Origin of the sequence: Sporosarcina sp. GW1-11 (genome assembly GCF_033088395.1) — a bacterium.
GTDB lineage: Bacteria > Bacillota > Bacilli > Bacillales_A > Planococcaceae > Sporosarcina.
The window spans coordinates 180,533-198,534 of the sequence record NZ_JAPMIW010000001.1 but is presented as its reverse complement, the minus strand read 5'-3'; the positions used below and the strand labels follow the sequence as shown (position 1 = coordinate 198,534).

The 18,002-nt window shown below is 39.4% G+C and carries 15 protein-coding genes; 11 read left to right on the top strand and 4 right to left on the bottom strand.

Features of this window, described 5'->3' with window-relative positions; translation table 11 throughout:
- Positions 1-8: 8 nt before the first annotated feature.
- Together ORD22_RS00985 and pyc are read left to right on the top strand one after the other, a co-directional pair.
- Positions 9-1,178 carry an FtsW/RodA/SpoVE family cell cycle protein gene (locus ORD22_RS00985; protein WP_317643974.1) on the top strand — a complete coding sequence of 390 codons (1,170 nt, stop codon included), beginning with the start codon at positions 9-11 and terminating at the stop codon, positions 1,176-1,178.
- A 14-nt stretch (positions 1,179-1,192) separates the two neighbouring features.
- Complete coding sequence (gene pyc, locus ORD22_RS00980; protein ID WP_317643973.1) at positions 1,193-4,639, top strand: pyruvate carboxylase; 3,447 nt, start codon at positions 1,193-1,195, stop codon at positions 4,637-4,639.
- A gap of 106 nt (positions 4,640-4,745) precedes the next feature.
- Here pyc and ORD22_RS00975 read toward each other — a convergent pair whose 3' ends face one another.
- Positions 4,746-5,654 (bottom strand): COX15/CtaA family protein, encoded by a 909-nt coding sequence (locus tag ORD22_RS00975; RefSeq protein ID WP_317643971.1) that lies wholly within the window; start codon positions 5,652-5,654, stop codon positions 4,746-4,748.
- A 410-nt stretch (positions 5,655-6,064) separates the two neighbouring features.
- On the opposite strand from ORD22_RS00975, the gene cyoE reads away from it, so the two are divergent.
- From cyoE to ORD22_RS00940, 7 genes are all read left to right on the top strand, one after another.
- A complete protein-coding gene (gene cyoE / locus ORD22_RS00970; RefSeq protein ID WP_317643970.1) occupies positions 6,065-6,982 on the top strand; it encodes a heme o synthase in 918 nt (305 codons plus the stop codon).
- 102 nt (positions 6,983-7,084) lie between these two features.
- Positions 7,085-8,152: a cytochrome c oxidase subunit II gene (gene coxB, locus ORD22_RS00965; protein ID WP_317643969.1), complete on the top strand. Its 1,068-nt coding sequence runs from the start codon at positions 7,085-7,087 to the stop codon at positions 8,150-8,152.
- A 33-nt stretch (positions 8,153-8,185) separates the two neighbouring features.
- The gene (locus tag ORD22_RS00960) at positions 8,186-10,060 is read left to right on the top strand and encodes a cytochrome c oxidase subunit I (protein ID WP_317643968.1); all 1,875 of its coding nucleotides are present in this window, start codon (positions 8,186-8,188) and stop codon (positions 10,058-10,060) included.
- The gene (locus ORD22_RS00955) at positions 10,060-10,686 is read left to right on the top strand and encodes a cytochrome (ubi)quinol oxidase subunit III (RefSeq protein WP_317643967.1); all 627 of its coding nucleotides are present in this window, start codon (positions 10,060-10,062) and stop codon (positions 10,684-10,686) included. Before ORD22_RS00960 ends, ORD22_RS00955 begins: the two co-directional genes overlap by 1 nt.
- Before the next feature lies 1 nt (position 10,687).
- Complete coding sequence (locus ORD22_RS00950; RefSeq protein WP_317643966.1) at positions 10,688-11,035, top strand: cytochrome C oxidase subunit IV family protein; 348 nt, start codon at positions 10,688-10,690, stop codon at positions 11,033-11,035.
- Between the two features lie 382 nt (positions 11,036-11,417).
- The gene (ctaG, locus tag ORD22_RS00945) at positions 11,418-12,350 is read left to right on the top strand and encodes a cytochrome c oxidase assembly factor CtaG (RefSeq protein WP_317643965.1); all 933 of its coding nucleotides are present in this window, start codon (positions 11,418-11,420) and stop codon (positions 12,348-12,350) included.
- Positions 12,351-12,375: 25 nt separating this feature from the next.
- Entirely contained in the window at positions 12,376-12,837 is a 462-nt protein-coding gene (locus tag ORD22_RS00940) for a DUF420 domain-containing protein (RefSeq protein WP_317643964.1), read from the top strand.
- Between the two features lie 51 nt (positions 12,838-12,888).
- On the opposite strand, the gene ytvI is transcribed toward ORD22_RS00940, so the two are convergent.
- Both ytvI and ORD22_RS00930 read right to left on the bottom strand, forming a co-directional pair.
- A complete protein-coding gene (ytvI, locus tag ORD22_RS00935; protein WP_317643963.1) occupies positions 12,889-13,944 on the bottom strand; it encodes a sporulation integral membrane protein YtvI in 1,056 nt (351 codons plus the stop codon).
- Between the two features lie 106 nt (positions 13,945-14,050).
- A complete protein-coding gene (locus ORD22_RS00930; RefSeq protein ID WP_317643962.1) occupies positions 14,051-14,410 on the bottom strand; it encodes a YugN family protein in 360 nt (119 codons plus the stop codon).
- A 275-nt stretch (positions 14,411-14,685) separates the two neighbouring features.
- Here ORD22_RS00930 and ORD22_RS00925 point away from each other — a divergent pair, with 275 nt between their 5' ends.
- Entirely contained in the window at positions 14,686-15,702 is a 1,017-nt protein-coding gene (locus tag ORD22_RS00925; protein ID WP_317643961.1) for a CAP domain-containing protein, read from the top strand.
- Here ORD22_RS00925 and ORD22_RS00920 read toward each other — a convergent pair.
- On the bottom strand, positions 15,699-16,454 hold the full coding sequence (locus ORD22_RS00920; RefSeq protein ID WP_317643960.1) for an amino acid kinase family protein: 756 nt from the start codon (positions 16,452-16,454) through the stop codon (positions 15,699-15,701). The two genes, ORD22_RS00925 and ORD22_RS00920, sit on opposite strands and share 4 nt — an antisense overlap.
- Before the next feature lie 86 nt (positions 16,455-16,540).
- Here ORD22_RS00920 and ORD22_RS00915 point away from each other — a divergent pair, with 86 nt between their 5' ends.
- The gene (locus tag ORD22_RS00915) at positions 16,541-17,959 is read left to right on the top strand and encodes a UDP-N-acetylmuramoyl-L-alanyl-D-glutamate--2,6-diaminopimelate ligase (RefSeq protein ID WP_317643959.1); all 1,419 of its coding nucleotides are present in this window, start codon (positions 16,541-16,543) and stop codon (positions 17,957-17,959) included.
- Positions 17,960-18,002: the final 43 nt, after the last annotated feature.

Sequence of the window (18,002 nt, the reverse complement as noted above, 5' to 3'; positions counted from 1 at the left end):
ACGAATAAATGAAGACTTATGTAAACCGAATACTACGAAACTTTGACTATCCATTATTTGCAGTCTATCTGCTACTTTGTTTGTTTGGTCTAATTATGATTTACAGTGCCAGTATGGTGTGGTCAGTCAATATTTATAATTTTGATCCCGCTCACTTTTATCTTAAACAAATAAAGAGTCTAGCTATCGCGATACCCGCCTTCTTTGTAGCGGCCATTATTCCGTATCGACATTACAGAAATAAAAAGTTCTTATATATTACGCTTGGAGTTATGTTCACATTATTAATTCTTGTTAAATTTATTGGTTTTGGTGACAATGTCGGTGCGAAAAGTTGGCTTTCACTGCCATTTGGATTAGGAAATCTACAGCCGACGGAAGTAGCGAAGATTGCATTTATTGTCTATTTCTCTGGTGTATTCGCGAATAAGTATTACGCAGGTACATTGGATGAAATTAAAACTACTATTTTTCCAACATTCTCCATTTTGACAATTTCACTATTTTTAGTAATTTTGGAACCGGATTTCGGAGCAACCATGATACTATTTCTAGTCGCAGTTTCTGTGATCGCAGCTAGCGGTATGAATATAAGGAATTATTTGAAAATTAGTGGTTTTTTTGCTATACTGGGAGGTGCGCTTAGTATCCTTTTATGGATAAAGTGGGATGATGTCATGACGGAGTCTCGCGTTGGGCGCTTCCTAGCATTCACAGATCCGTTTGAATATATTCAAGGGTCTGGATTGCAAATAGTCAATGGCTATATTGCGATTGGTGCAGGTGGCTTGAAAGGTGTCGGGCTTGGAAATTCTATTCAAAAGCTTGGTTATTTACCTGAGCCACATACTGATGTCATTATGGCTGTAATCTCTGAAGAAACAGGTTTATTGGGAACGACGCTTGTATTAGGAGGGCTATTTTTCATTGTCGCTAGGGCGTTTATTGTTGCTTTACGAACGAAAGATGCACATGCTCGTATGTTGGCCGCTGGTGTCGGTAGTTTGATCGCCATTCAAACACTAGTAAACTTAGGGGGACTTACAGGGTTGATCCCATTAACAGGTGTCACATTGCCATTTATTAGTTATGGAGGGACGTCTGTCGTCTTTTTGTCAATTGCGCTTGGCATACTGATGAATGTATCGATGTTTGTGAAGTATGAAAAAATGAAGTAGAGAGGATTGTGTTGTTGGTGGGGAGAAGAGAAATTAAGAAAGTTTTGGTCGCAAATCGCGGTGAAATTGCGATCCGAGTATTTCGAGCGTGTACAGAATTAAGCATAGCTACAGTTGGTATTTATTCAGCGGAAGACCGCAGATCTCTGCACCGATATAAATCTGATCAATCCTTTTTAGTAGGAGAGGGAAAGAAACCAATCGACGCCTACTTAGATATCGAAGGAATTATTGAAATTGCTAAGAAAGCAAATGTCGACGCGATTCACCCAGGTTATGGATTTTTGGCTGAAAATGCTGAGTTTGCATCTCGTCTTGAAGAAGAAGGAATTATCTTTATCGGACCGACATCAAAGCATCTTGAAATGTTCGGTGATAAAGTTAAGGCAAGAGAGCAAGCTATGGCAGCAGACATTCCAGTTATCCCCGGAAGTGATGGACCTGTAACTTCAGTAGAAGAAGTAGCAGCGTTTGGTGCACGACATAAATATCCAATCATTATTAAAGCTTCGTTGGGCGGTGGCGGACGCGGAATGCGTATCGTTGAATCGGCAGAAGAAGTGCAAGAAGCGTATAACCGTGCAAAATCCGAAGCGAAATCTGCTTTTGGATCAGACGAAGTATACGTAGAAAAATATATTAATAAACCAAAACATATAGAAGTGCAAATACTTGGTGATACATATGGTGAAATTGTCCATTTGTATGAGCGTGATTGTTCAATCCAGCGGCGTCATCAGAAAGTAGTAGAAATTGCACCTTCACTATCATTAACTGAAGAATTACGAACGGCTATTTGTGAAGCAGCTGTTAAGTTAGCGAAAAATGTAGGGTATAGAAATGCTGGAACAGTTGAGTTTTTAGTGGCTGATAATGAATTTTATTTCATCGAAGTCAATCCGCGTATTCAAGTGGAACATACGATTACAGAAATGATTACAGGAATTGATATTGTTCAATCCCAAGTGCTAATCGCAGCAGGTGAAGGGATACACTCCGAAAAAGTGAACATTCCTGAACAACAAAAGATTCCGTTATTCGGTTACGCTATTCAGTCGCGTGTAACGACAGAAGATCCATTACATGATTTCATGCCCGATACTGGGAAGTTGCAAGTTTATCGTTCAGCTGGAGGGTTTGGCGTTCGTTTGGATACTGGGAACGCGTACCAAGGATCTATTATTAGTCCGTACTATGATTCGTTGTTAGTAAAAGTATCGACATGGGGCACGACATTTGGCAATGCTGCAAGTAAAATGCACAGAAATTTGAAAGAATTCAGAATTCGTGGAATTAAAACGAATATTCCCTTCCTTGAAAATGTAGTCTGTCATGAAAACTTTTTGTCCGGTGAATATAATACGAGCTTCATCGATGAGACACCTGAACTATTCACGTTTACTAAGAAACAGGACAGAGGAACAAAGATTCTATCGTATCTTGGAAATGTTACTATTAACGGATTCCCTGGTATAGATGATCCAACGCGTCCAGTGTTACATCCGGTTCGAATTCCTGACATTGATAAGAAAGCAACGCTTCCAAAAGGTACAAAACAAATTTTGGATGAGCGGGGTGCAGAAGGTTTAGTGGATTGGGTACGTAAGCAAGAGGATGTCTTATTGACAGATACGACGTTCCGTGACGCGCACCAATCGTTATTAGCGACACGTATGAGAACGAAAGAATTGACGAACATAGCAACAGAAAGCGCACATTTACTTCCTGATTTATTTTCATTTGAAATGTGGGGTGGGGCGACTTTTGATGTTGCGTACCGTTTCTTAAAGGAAAGCCCTTGGGAGCGCTTGGAGAGATTACGTGAGCAGATTCCAAATGTATTGTTCCAAATGCTCTTTAGAGGTGCGAATGCTGTTGGCTATACAAACTACCCTGACAACGTCATTCGTGAATTTATTAAAGAATCCGCAGCATCTGGAATTGATGTATTCCGAATCTTTGATAGCTTAAACTGGATCAAAGGGATGGAAGTAGCGATTGACGAAGCCCGTTTATCAGGAAAGATTGCTGAAGCAACGATTTGCTATACAGGTGATATTTTAGATGACAGCCGTGCGAAATATACGGTCAATTACTATAAAGAGATGGCGAAGGAACTTGAGGCGGTAGGGGCACATATTCTTGCGATTAAAGATATGGCTGGCTTGCTAAAACCTGAAGCTGCTTATCGATTAGTTTCAGAACTTAAAGCAACTACGGATATGCCTATCCACTTGCATACACATGATACGAGCGGTAACGGTATTTATATGTATGCAAAAGCGATTGAAGCAGGAGTAGATATTGTCGATACAGCGATTGGTTCAATGGCGGGGATGACGTCACAGCCTTCTGCTAACTCTCTAGCGTATGCGATGGCAGACAATAAAAGAAATGTTCGCGCCAATACGGAGTCGTTGGAAAAACTTTCTCATTATTGGGAAGACGTTCGCAAATACTACAAGCCTTTTGAAAGTGGAATGAATAGTCCGCATTCTGAGATTTATGTACATGAAATGCCAGGTGGTCAATATTCCAACTTACAACAGCAAGCAAAAGCGGTAGGTCTTGGTGAACGCTGGGAAGAAGTGAAGAAGATGTACTCCCGCGTAAACTTCTTGTTTGGAGATATTGTCAAAGTAACACCTTCTTCAAAAGTGGTAGGAGATATGGCATTATTCATGGTTCAAAATGAGTTAGATGAACATTCAGTTATTTCTAGAGGGCAAACAATTGATTTCCCTGAATCAGTTATTGAGTTTTTTGAAGGATCTATTGGACAACCTTATGGCGGTTTCCCGAAAGAATTACAAGATGTTATTCTAAAGGGGCGTAAAGCAATTACTGTACGTCCGGGTGAACTTTTAGAGCCAGTTAATTTTGAAGAAGTATTGAAAAAACTTTCGGTTAAGATGGAGAAAACGGCTACGATGCATGATGTGTTAGCTCATGTTCTTTATCCGAAAGTATTTGAAGAATATATCGAAACGAAAAAGCAATTCGGTGATGTATCCGTAATCGATACACCTCAATTTTTATATGGTCTTCGATTGGATGAAGAAATTGAAATTGAGATTGAAGTTGGAAAAACGTTAATCGTTAAACTTGTTTCTATTGGCGAACCGAATCCGAATGGTACACGTATACTCTATTTCGAATTGAATGGTCAGTCCCGTCAAGTCGTTATTGAAGACCTTCATATCGAAACGAAAGATGTGAAAAAACCTAAAGCGGATCCAACAAATGAATCTCATATAGCGGCTACGATGCCAGGTACAGTATTGCAAGTAGCTGTGTCACTTGGCGCAAAAGTCAAACGTGGAGAACATTTGCTTATTACAGAAGCTATGAAAATGGAAACAACTATTCAAGCGCCATTTGATGGAGTTGTGAAAGAAATTTACGTCAATGCTGGAGATTCCATCTCGACTGGTGATTTACTCGTTGAATTAGGGCATTAAAAAACAGCTCCTGTCGCTTGTTGTAGCGGCGGGAGCTGTTTCAGGTAGTTTTGGTATAGTAAAGAGCGTACAATCACTCTTCTTGGTGATTGTACGCTCTCACTAATCATTTTATCCGACTACGAGATACTAGAAGTACTAAGTACGTCAATAACCCAAATAATAGTGTAACGAACAATGAATGTAGCAATGCTATATAGAGATTTAACTTTGTTAGAACGACAATCATCCCAGTTGTCGCTTGTGCGAGAACTAATATAAGAGCGCTAATCCAACCCCAGTAAATGACACGCTGGTCTTTATATTCTTTAATAACCTTTATTGTAATAATCAAGATCCATATTAAAATTAGCGCAGCAGCAAGACGGTGCCCCATTTGAATCCATTCGTACATATTACGTGGTAAACTGAATTCATTATTTCTGCAAAGTGGCCAATCGGAACAGACTAGTCCAGAATTGGTGTGACGAACGAGTGCACCTGTATAAATTACAACATACGAATAAATCGTAACGCCGATTGTATGATTGCGTAGTGACTTGCCAATTCTTAACTTGTCGGAATCGAATTTCTGATCGACTTCAAAAACTAATAGTGTCAGCAAAAATACGGCCGCAAATGAAATGAGGGAGATCCCGAAATGTAGTGCTAGAATGAAGTCACCTTGACCCCATAAAACCTGTGCTGCTCCAATTAATGCTTGTAATAGTAAAAAGAACACAGCCATAAATGATAAAAATTTAGTTTCGCGTACATGACCAAGTGATTTCCACGACCATACAGCTAATACAACAATGAAAATTCCGACACCGCCAGTTACTAGACGATGTGAGAACTCAATGAGTACTTCAGCGGTAATTTCATCAGGTATCAATTGTCCGTTACATCCTGGCCAATGTCTACCGCAACCCATTCCGCTGTCTGTTTTCGTAACGAGTGCTCCTCCAAGTAAAATGGCAAGCATTCCAATAGTGGACGCGACGCCAAACCATTTTAAGAACCTATTATATCGCAACTATGAGACACCTTCTTCTATGAAATGACCGACAGAATCGGTCAATTTACATGTTATTTTGCCTGAAAATCTGAGGGACAGCTACTAAGTGATCTACTCAGAGACTATACATATTCCATTTATTTTAGGCATTCATTGCAAGTTTTATGATAGCGAAAAAAACATAGAAACACAATGCTGAAAGGTAAGAAACCAGCAAGGTGTAAGGCTTTTCACAAATTGTTCATAAAAAAGCCTCTTTAACTTCACAAATGCCTAGTCGAAATGCATTACTATATAGAAGATGCACGTCAAAGACGCAAAGGTTGCATGAAACAGCTATTAATTCAGAAATGGTCTAGAAATTACCGACGAATTTCGATATAGTAGGTGTTAGGGTCTTTGTTGAAAACTTTGAAAGGAGGGTTATTATGTCAAACGGTCGAACACTTTCGACAGTTGCAAATCCAAAAGTAGAGACGATTTCATTATGGAAAGACTTTTTGGCGCTTATCAAAATAGGTATCGTCAATTCGAATTTGATCACTACGTTCACCGGTCTTTTTTTGGCATTTCAATTCACTGGAAAAAGTTTTCTCCATAACTTCAATCTATTGATATTTGCAATCGTGGGTACAGGATTGATCATTGCGGCTTCAGGTGCATTAAACAACTTGATTGATCGTGATATTGATCCAGTCATGTCGAGAACGAAGTCGAGACCGACAGTAACAGGAAGATTTAAAGCGCCTGCTGTGTTGACGTTAGCTATCACATTTCTGATAACAGGAGAAGTTCTTTTATTCTCAGCTTCTGCAGTTGCAGGTTGGCTCGGGATTATCGGCGTCTTAGCGTATGTCGTTCTTTATTCCATGTGGTCAAAACGTCAACACGTTAGCAACACAGTAGTAGGAAGTTTTTCAGGAGCAGTTCCACCGCTTATCGGATGGGCAGCGGTTGATCCTACACTGCCAATGGGAGCGTGGGCATTGTTTTTAATCATGTTCATATGGCAGCCACCTCATTTTTATGCGTTGGCTATGCGTAGAACAGAGGAGTATCGGGCAGCAAACATCCCGATGCTACCTGTAGTAAAAGGATTTGAGCGGACGAAAAAGTCCATGCTTATGTGGGTATTGTTGTTATTCCCACTACCTTTCTTGCTTCAACAGCTAGGTACAGGGTTTGTAGTGTTTGCAACTTTGTTGAATATCGGATGGCTTTATCTAGCGCTAAAAGGATTTAAAGCTAAAGAAGATTTGAAATGGGCGACTTCGATGTTTGTGTATTCACTGAACTACATGACAATCTTGTTTGTCTCCATGATTATTTTCTCCATATTCATCTAACATTTCGGAATTCTTTCTTTAAAACGGGAATTCATCATAGAGAGGCTTGCAGTCCTCCAGAGTAGAAAAACATTTTTTTAGAAAGAGAGGTATTAGTTAGCGATGATTAAAGGACTCAAAAAGTGGCGTCTCTTTTCTTTATTAGCGGTATTTGCAGTGTTCTTAGCGGGTTGTGGACAAGAAGAAATTTCAACATTCCAACCAGCAGGACAAGTCGCTAAAGACCAGTTCAACTTGCTGCTGTTAGCTTCAGGAATCATGTTGCTAGTCATCATTGTAGTAGTTGCAATCTACACAGTGGCACTAGTGCGCTTCAGACGTTCCAAATTGGGTGAAGATCATATGCCTGAGCAAGTAGAAGGAAGTCATATATTGGAATTGGTGTGGACATTTATTCCAATCGTATTAATTCTAATTCTTGCAGTTCCAACGGTTTACTACACTTATAAACTAGGTGATGTGCAAGCGATGGGAGCAGTCGATGATGAAGGAAACGCTGAGAACCTTGTAATTGATGTAACAGCAAAATTGTATTGGTGGGAATTCGAGTATCCTGAATTAGGAATTGTTACCGCACAGGAACTTGTTGTACCTACAGACGAGAAAGTTTATTTCAACTTAATCGCAGCAGACGTTAAGCATTCATTCTGGATTCCAGCTGTTGGTGGTAAGCTAGATACGAACGTGGAAAACGTCAACAAATTTTATCTGACGTTCGAGAAAGAGTCTGAAGGATTGAAAGATGGCGTTTTCTACGGAAAATGTGCTGAGCTATGTGGACCTTCTCACGCATTGATGGACTTTAAAGTGAAAACTTTACCAAGAGATAAGTTCGACGAGTGGGTTGTTGCTATGCAAGGAACACAAGATAATCCTGTAGTTGCAAATGCTGATGGTGAAGAAGTATTTGCTCAAAGTTGTATTGGTTGTCACGCAGTTTCAGGTGTAGGTGAAACTGGTGCACAAGGACCGAACTTAGCTACATTCGGTGATCGTAACCGCGTAGCAGGATTCCTTGAGCACAATGAAGAGAACCTAAAAGATTGGATTCGAGACACACAGAAACATAAACCAGGCAACACGATGCCTTCATTCAGTGAAGATCAGATTTCTGATGCTGAAATGGATGCATTGGCTGAATACTTATTAGGCTTAAAAGTTGAAAAATAATTTTCATACGGAAATCGAATAGGAGGTAACACAGTGAGTTCAGTTGCTCAAAAAAGTGGCTTTGGCGCAACACTCTGGGATTGGCTGACGACAGTCGACCATAAGAAGATCGGAATTCTGTATCTCCTTGGGGGACTATTCTTCTTCGTCCTAGGTGGTATTGAAGCGATGATCATTCGTCTTCAGTTGATGGTGCCAAACAACGATCTCGTAACAGCAGGTCTTTTCAACGATTTAATCACAATGCACGGAACAACCATGATATTCTTGGCAGCAATGCCGATTCTATTTGGTTTTATGAACGCTATCGTACCGCTTCAAATTGGAGCACGTGACGTAGCATTCCCGTTCATTAACTCATTAGGTTTTTGGATGTTCGTATTTGGTGGATTATTCTTAAACATCTCATGGCTTTTCGGTGAAGTTCCTGATGCTGGATGGACTTCTTATGCATCTTTATCACTTCATTCACCAGGTCATGGCATTGATTTCTATGCAATTGGTTTGCAAATCGCTGGTGGTGGTACGTTAATGGCAGGGATTAACTTCCTTGTTACGATCATCAACATGCGCGCGCCGGGTATGACATATATGCGTATGCCATTGTTTACATGGACTACGTTTGTTGCATCCGCAATGATTCTTTTCGCATTCCCTCCATTGACAATCGGTTTGTTTTTCTTGACGTTCGACCGTATGTTCAGTGGTAACTTCTTTGACCATACGATGGGCGGAAACACGATTATCTGGGAGCATATTTTCTGGATTTTCGGTCACCCTGAAGTATATATCTTGATCTTACCGGCATTCGGTATTTTCTCTGAGGTTTTTGCTACATTCTCACGGAAGCGTCTTTTCGGTTATACAGCGATGGTATTCGCTACAGTATTAATCGGTTTCCTAGGATTTATGGTTTGGGCTCACCATATGTTTACAGTAGGTCTTGGACCAACAGCGAACGCAATCTTCGCGGTAGCAACTATGGCGATTGCTGTACCAACAGGTGTTAAAATCTTTAACTGGTTGCTCACGATCTGGGGCGGTAGCATTAAAGTTACAACTCCAATGTTGTATGCTCTAGGTTTCATTCCTTCATTCGTTATGGGTGGGGTTACTGGAGTTATGCAAGGTGCTGCACCACTTGACTATCAGTTACACGATTCATACTTTATCGTAGCTCACTTCCACTACGTAATCGTTGGTGGAGTTGTACTAGCTATTTTTGCGGCACTTCATTACTGGTGGCCAAAAATGTTCGGTACGATGTTACATGAAGGTTTAGGGAAAATTACATTTGTATTCTTCTTCATCGGTTTCCACTTAACATTCCTAATTCAACACTGGTTAGGTTTCTGGGGAATGCCACGTCGTGTTTGGACATTTATGGACGGACAAGGCTGGAATATGGCGAACTTTGTAAGTACAATTGGTGCGCTATTAATGGCAATCGGATTTATCGTAATGGTGATCAATATCATTATTACAACTGTTAAAAATGAGCGTGTTGGAAATGATCCATGGGGTGACGGACGTACACTTGAGTGGGCGATTCCATCTCCACCACCATTCTACAACTTCCCTGCAACTCCATTAGTTCGTGGTTTAGATACACTTTGGATTGAGAAGATGGAAGGTAGTAAGGAAATGGTTACACCAGCTGAGCCAATCACGGATATTCATATGCCGCACGGTTCAATCATTCCTATGCTAATGTCTCTTGGATTATTCATCGCAGGATTTGGTGCGATGTTCCAGCAAGAAACTTCATGGGGACTTGGAGTATTAATCTTCGGTCTAGCATTTACATTTGTTTGTATGTCTACACGTTCATTGAAAGATGATCTTGGTTACTATGTAACTAAAGAGCAAATCCTACAAGATGTAAAGAATAAAGGGGGTCGTGGCTAATGGATTTGAATACTAAATTCACCCCTGAGACATGGCCTGCTCATCCAGAGAAGGCTACTCTGGAAGCGAAAAACAAGTTCGTTGGTTTTTGGCTCTTCCTAGGTGGAGAAACGATTCTCTTCGCTACTTTATTTGCAACGTATATGGCTCTGAAAAACAAAGGTCCTAGTGGCTTTGGTTTCTCAACACAAGAGTTATATACATTACCATTGGTTTTCGTGATGACGATGTTGCTTCTAACTTCTTCATTGACAAGTGTTTACGCAATGTATCACTTGAAGAGTTACAATTTTAAGAAGATGCAATTATGGTTAGCTCTAACTGCATTTTTAGGACTTGGATTCTTAATGTTAGAAGTTTATGAGTTCTCTCACTATGTACAACTTGGATTTACGTTCAGTAATAGTGCGTTCAGTTCCGCTTTCTACACATTAGTAGGTACACACGGATTCCACGTAGCAGTCGGTCTGGTTTGGATAACATTACTGATTTTCCGTAACTCCAAGCGCGGTCTGAACTTGTATAATGCAACTAAGTATTATACATTTTCACTCTACTGGCACTTCATTGACGTAGTTTGGGTATTCATCTTTACTGTAGTCTACTTGATGGGAGTGATCGGTTAAGATGTCAGAAATTCAAGTGATTAAAAGGTCTCCAGTTGAACAGTCTTTGCAGCAACGCCGTGCAAAAGAAGCTATGCGTGCTCAAGTGGCAATGTTTTCTTTGATGATCTTCTTGACTCTAATTTCATTTTCGATGGTAGCAGCTCATCTATCGGATGTTGTCGGTTTCTCAAAGTTCTTTGTAATTCCAACATTATTCCTTTTTGCAGCAGTACAAGTTGGTCTTCAACTTTACTACTTCATGCATATGAATGAAAAAGGACACGGCATTCCACAAATGTTCATGTTCACAGGTGCGATATTAGGATTCTTGATCCCACTGGCATTTGTAACAATCGTTTGGTGGTAAGCAAATAAGAAGGAGCTTATGGTTAATTCCATAAGCTCTTTTTTGTTTGGGTAAAGAAGTGGGAAGTGAAAAGCTACCGTTTCACTGCGTTCCAGGCGGACGCGTTCGGGAGGGCCCGCGGTGAGCCACGCCCATAGGCCAAGCGTCTCCTACTGAAGCAAAAGCCCCAATGGCTTCACTAAATAATCACACTTCGCCTAAAAATGAAATTGTCAAAGTTCGTACATTGAGTTATGGGAATTATGCTCGTATAATTAGATAAGAGTGGATTATTGTTAGGTATTTGCTGTGCCATGACTCACTATTCCAAAAGCAAAAGGAAATGCCGCAGCAGAGAATCTTGCATAAAACATGGAAGCAGTAATACCATCACAAAAGGAGAGTGATTGTTTTGCCTTTAAGTATTTTCGGTTTTCGGGCTTTATGGAGTCCTTATTTCTTAATAGCAATCTTACTTGGAGTTGTTCTATATTATCTAATTACGGTCAAATGGAGAGATCGTTTTGAAGGGTCTGAACCCGTAACTAAACGTCAGATTAGCTATTTCTTAGCTTCAATGGTTTTGTTATATATTGTGAAAGGTTCTCCAATGGACTTGATGGGACATATTTTATTCTCTGTCCATATGGCTCAGATGGCGATGTTGCTACTAATTGTCGCTCCGTTTTTAATTGTCGGAATACCTAATTGGATTTGGGAAAAACTTTTAGCTAAAAAGATTTTCAATAAAGTATTTATGCTCTTTACGAGACCGATTATCAGTTTATTAGTATTTACCCTTATGTTTTCAATGTATCACTACCCGTTAATATTAGATCAAGTGAAGTTGAGCCTATCACTACATAGCATCTTCACAGTTACTCTTTTCATTTCTGCTATTAACCTATGGTGGCCAGTAATTAATACAGTGGAAGGCCAACCGCAGCTTCATGGTCTAAAGAAAATTGGTTATGTCATATTAAGTGCCTTACTGATTACGCCAGCATGTTCTTTAATTATTTTCGTAGATGTACCTGTTTACGAAACGTATGCGAGTGGTGAGGCGTGGTTGAAAGCGATGGCTTTATGTGTGCCTAGCTCTACACTAGCGGGGCTGTCGGGGCTTGGAATATCAGGTCCTGAGCTGTTTACGGATATGCCAACACTTTACGATCAACAATTAGGCGGAATCTTGATGAAAGTTATTCAAGAAATTATTTATGTAGTCATAATTGGTCGTATTTTCTTAAGCTGGTCTCAGTATGAGAAGGATAATGCTGATGAAATTACTCGTCAAGATTTACTCAAGCGTCAAAAATTAACGATGCACGGGTGAATGAATAATAAAGGGGTTAAACGTAATGGAAGTTCCGTTATTACCGACAATCAGTACATTATTTATCGTATTGTCTGCAATTTTAGTGGCTATTGGTTGGTATTTAATCAAGCGAAAAAAAGTCATAGCACATCAAAAAACGATGATTGCTGCTGCTGGATCTGCAGTGTTATTCTTTATCATTTATATTTCCAGAACTGTCTTTATAGGAAACACCGCATTTGGTGGACCGGATGATTTAAAGATTTATTATACAGTATTTCTAGTTTTTCATATCATTCTTGCGACGACAGGTGCTGTATTTGGAGTAATCACAATCGTAGCTGGCTTAAAAAATAATTTAGTTCGGCATCGGAAAATAGGTCCGGTTACGAGTGTGATCTGGTTCTTCACCGCTATCACTGGTGTCGCGGTTTATTTATTGCTTTACGTGTTTTACAAAGGCGGAGAAACCACTTCCGTTTTTAAGGCGATATGGGGTTTTTAACATCATTCAAAAAGGGTAAATCACGTATTATTGTGATTTACCCTTTTGAAATTATATTTTGAAATCTAATTTGATAATCTCGGCTTCTCTTGCCGTATTGAATAGAATTACTAGCATAGGGCCGATAAAAAAGCCGAGGACACCGAAAAGTTTCAATCCGATAAACATTGCGATTAATGTAGGTAGTGGAGACAATCCAATTTGAGAGCCCATTACCTTAGGTTCGATTGTTCGTCGGATGATCAATAGGATAATTGCTAAAATTGCAAGTTTTGTACCCATCGCAAAATCACCCGAAACGTACTGGTAGATCGACCAAGGCGCTAAAATAATAATGGAACCTAGAATAGGAATGACATCGATAATCCAGATGACCAAAGCCATCACTACTGCATATTTAGGAATGATTAAAAGTAATCCGATAAATGAAACGACCAAAATAATCAAACTTACTAACAACTGGGCTTTGATAAAACCTAAAATAACATTGTTTAATTTGCTAACCATATAGTGTACTTTTTGTGCTGTTACTTCAGTCAGGTGACGATAAAACATCAATTTTAAGTTCGGTAGTTCAAGCATAAACAAGAAGAGAGCCATCATAAACACGATAAAGCTTACGAGGAAGTTAGGTATATCTGAAATTAAAGCTAAAATCCGATCGTAACTAAGAAGAGTAATTAATGAAATACGGATGGATTCTATAATTTCACTAAATTCTTTCTCAAGCATAGTAATAATATCTTCTGGCATACCTACTGTGTACTGAAAAATTTTACTCTGTGTATTGATCCATACACTAGATAGTGAATTTAAATAAGTAGGTATTTCTTTTGTGAAATGAACAATTTTACCGATAAGAGTAGTAACTGTGTAGAAAAAAAGAAAGAGAATTATACTGACGAAGACGATAAAATTCACAATAACAGAAAGCTTTCTTTTCCAATTAAACTTTTTCTGCACCCATTTTACTAAAGGATCTAAAGCAAGGGCTGTTAAAAATGCTAAAATAATAGGAATTGAAACTGGTAAAATAAAAAATGCAATTAATACTAAAATGATGATTGTTAAAGTAATTAATAAATTTCGTTTTGTAATAAACTTCAAAAGTTATCGTCCTCCACATAGATACTTCATTTATTATAACCAAATTAGTGGAGTAATAGAAGGAGAAAGCCGAAGAACAATAAGTTCTTCGGCTTTCTTACATGAATTACAAACTATATAGCTTTAACTCGTCATATACTGCTTTAGCAGTTAGTTCGCAGTCTTTAACTAAGCTAGCCGGGAAGTCTTCATCTTCTCCATATTCAACACCGAATGGATAGTAGTACTTACCAAGTACAGGTTGCTTCAAGCGAACTGTTGCTTTTCTGCCATCAATATCGCCTTCAACTAATTCACCAAAAATACGTAAGTAATATGTACCTTCACGGATAACATACTTCTTATCAAAAGTTACCCGCTCATAATCCCATTGTCCATCAAGTCCAAGATTATTCTTAAGCATAACTTCTTCGATCACTTTTAGATCTGCTACAAGGCCTTTAATGCCTGTATTTTCAACATACATTCGTAAATCCCCCTTCATGTTCGTCCAGACGAATACTTATACTATTATATCATAAAACAAATCAAATTTAGTTGCAATGACAACATTGTGTCAACGCTTTCGTAAGCAGTGTAATAAAGGTGACTACAAAGAGCGTATTCTGTACAATAATAGAAAGAATGATTCTAGTAATGAGGGTATTGATGGATAAAAAGAAAGGAGAGGGAGAGTACATGTGGAGAGTTGGTTGGAAGATCCTTCTTCTGTTAGCTATTGTCATGGGAGTATTTTACTTTATGAATGATAATGTAAGTGAAAATAAGCCGCTTGAGTCACCGGTTCAGCACGGTGTACCTATTGCAGTGCCTGAAAAAGGTCAATCGATAGGTGGAGAAGGAATGCCTAGACCTGAAGAAGGAATGTCTATTTACGTTGGTCAAAAAGCACAACAGCTGGAGGAGGCATTTGGTAAACCTACACGGATCGAGCCTTCAAGTTTTCAATATGAATGGTGGGTGTATACAGAAAAACCGCGCTTTATGGCAGGAGTACTAAAAGGTAAAGTGAATCAGATTTATACAGCAGATAAGCAAGCTGATGTCTCGCCGTTTACGATTCATCAAGGTGTAGAAGAGATTCATCGCTTTACCCCAATCGAATCAGAAATCGATGTGGCTATCAAAGAAAATATTTATACATTTTCATTAAATAGTGAAGACATTAATAATCGATTGCTTATACCGTATCAGAACTTATATGTTCAGTTATATATCGATCAAGTGGAAGGACAGTTAGAAGGAGTTCGTTTTATTAGCCCGAGTACACTAGTGAAACATCAACCGTACGATATGGCTTACTTAGGAGAAATGATTGAAGCTCCGAAGCCGTCATCCACCGTTCAAACTGAAGTCGACCGGTCGATGGAAAGACAGACTTTTGAGTTGACTAATCAGTTACGGGAAGAGCATAACGCCCCCTTAGTAATAAATGATGAAAAATTGGCTACGCTATCATGGGAGCATAGCCAAGAGATGATTTTTCAGAAGTATAGTTCACATACAGCACCGTCGATAGAGATTTTTGCAGAGCGTCTGAAACTAGCGGAAATACCTAACACGAAAGCAGCTGAGAATACAGCATTTAATTATATTGATGCGATTGAAACGGTTCATGGTTGGCTAAATTCGCCGAAGCATAGGGAAGTTCTATTGAATCCGTCCTTTACGCATATGGGCGTTGGTGTGTATAATAAATACTACACGCAATCTTTCATCACACAAAATAAGACGATAGAAATTATTGAAGAAGACTAAGGAAGGATCCACGTACCTTCCTCGTCAGATGCGATGCCTCGTATATGAAGAGGTATCGTGTTTTTTTTTGCGTAAATAGCGGCTTTTTTCTGTATGATTGGTCGACCGCAATTTAGCAACGGCAAAAACTCATCAAACGTTAATCGGTCAAAACGCTTATATAAAGAAGTTTTGTGAGGATCGGCAGACATAACTGCAGGTACATCTTTATAAAATTCAACATGGCTTGCTTGTAGGGCATCGGCTAAAGCGATGGCGGTCAAATCACTGCCGCCTCTTCCTAATGTCATAAATTGACCTTGCTTATTCATTCCTTGAAATCCAGGTACGATTAGGCATGAATGACTTTTCATCGTTTCTAATAAATGAGAAGTATTAATTTTCTCAATCGTTGCGTTACAAAAATCGCCAGTTGTACGAATGCCTGTATTTTGTCCATAGATAATCGTGTTGTCAATTCCAGCTTTCGTTAATTCTGCAGACAATACAGCAGATGAAATCAATTCACCGCATGCGGCAGCTAAATCCCTCGCCTCCCCAGAGCTTGCGAAAGCGTCCGTAACTTTAAGCAGTTGATCAGTCGAATAGGCATCCTGACCTCTTCCCATTGCAGATACAACAACGACTACTGCACGATATTTCGACAGAGCTTGCTTTATATGCTGAATGCACTTCGCCCGTTGTTGCTGATTCTGCATCGCAATCCCACCAAACTTTTGGATAATCATAGAATCCCAACTTTCTCGTGACATTCTTCTTACACCCTTCATAAGATACTTTATGCTTCATTTCATTATATTCTGTGGTGTATAAAATGTTCGGGAAGGGGCGAGATACCTTGCTTTTATCAGAACTCATTAAAGAGTGGCCCTGTACAGTGTTGCAAGGATCCATTCGACAAGCCATCAATGGTGTGACTGAATCATCTACAAGAGTCCGGAAAGGATATGTATTTGTCGCAAGGAAAGGTAGAGTGCAAGATGGTATGCAGTTTATTGAAGAAGCGCTCGAAAAAGGGGCAAATACTATTGTTACGGATCGAACGTCTATAGATCTTTCGAGGATACCAAAAGAAATCACAGTACTCGTGATACCGGATAGTTCATTATTTATTTCTTATGCAAGTGCAAAGTTGTCTAGTAATCCAGGCGAAGAATTAACGATTATTGCTGTTACTGGAACGAATGGTAAGACCACAGTCAGTCATTTTATAGGTCAGATGCTTCGTGCTGCTGGTTTACGTGTAGCTGTCATAGGAACGACAGGCATCTATATTAACGGCAAATTCATCGCGTCTATAGAAGACTCTATGACGACGATGCCGGCGGAAAAACTACATCCACTATTACGCGATTGCGTAGATCGACACGTTACGCATGTTATTCTTGAAGCTTCATCATTAGGTTTATGTGCTAATCGCTTAGCGCATTGTCCAATAGCAATTGGTATTCTATTGAACGTCGGAATTGACCATTATGAAGAACATGGCGGAAAACAACAGTATATCAATGCGAAAAAACAGTTATTCTTATTAGCCGAAAAGATGATTGTGAATGAAGATGATTTGCTTTGCTATGAGATTGGCAAGGAGATGGATGTTTCACCGATGTATTTTGGTAATGATCATGTCAATGGGGAGCAGGGAAAGTTAGCGATACATGTACCGGGAAATCATAATAACTTGAATGCTAGAGCAGCATGTTGTGCATTAATGGCACTCGGTTATCCGTTCTACGAAATCCAACAACATGTCTCTGCCTTACATTTACCTACAGGAAGAATGGAGAAGTATTCACAGTATGGTATCGATGTCTACGTAGATTATGCTCATACACCAGATGCTTTACAAGTCGTTCTAGAAGCATTACGTGAGGAAGGAAAGAATGTATGCACCGTATTCGGATGCGGGGGAGATCGTGATCATGAGAAAAGACCGCAAATGGGTGCCGTAGCTGCACACTATAGTACACATGTTATTTTGACGTCTGATAATCCACGCTCGGAAGAACCTGCACAAATTATCTTGGACATCTTATCGGGCACTTCAGGCTTTCCAACTCCTATTGATGTGTTAATTAATCGAAAATATGCTATTCAATACGCGATTCGTAAGGCGCAATATGGGGACATTATTTTAGTCGCGGGAAAAGGTCATGAGCAGACTCAACATATAGGTGAAAACATACTTCCGTTTTGTGATATGGAAGAAGTAAAGCAGGCATTTATTTATCGAAATCTTCACGATGAAAAATCTTAATGAATAGGCGAAGGACAGGTTTTTTGGTATGATAGTACAGATA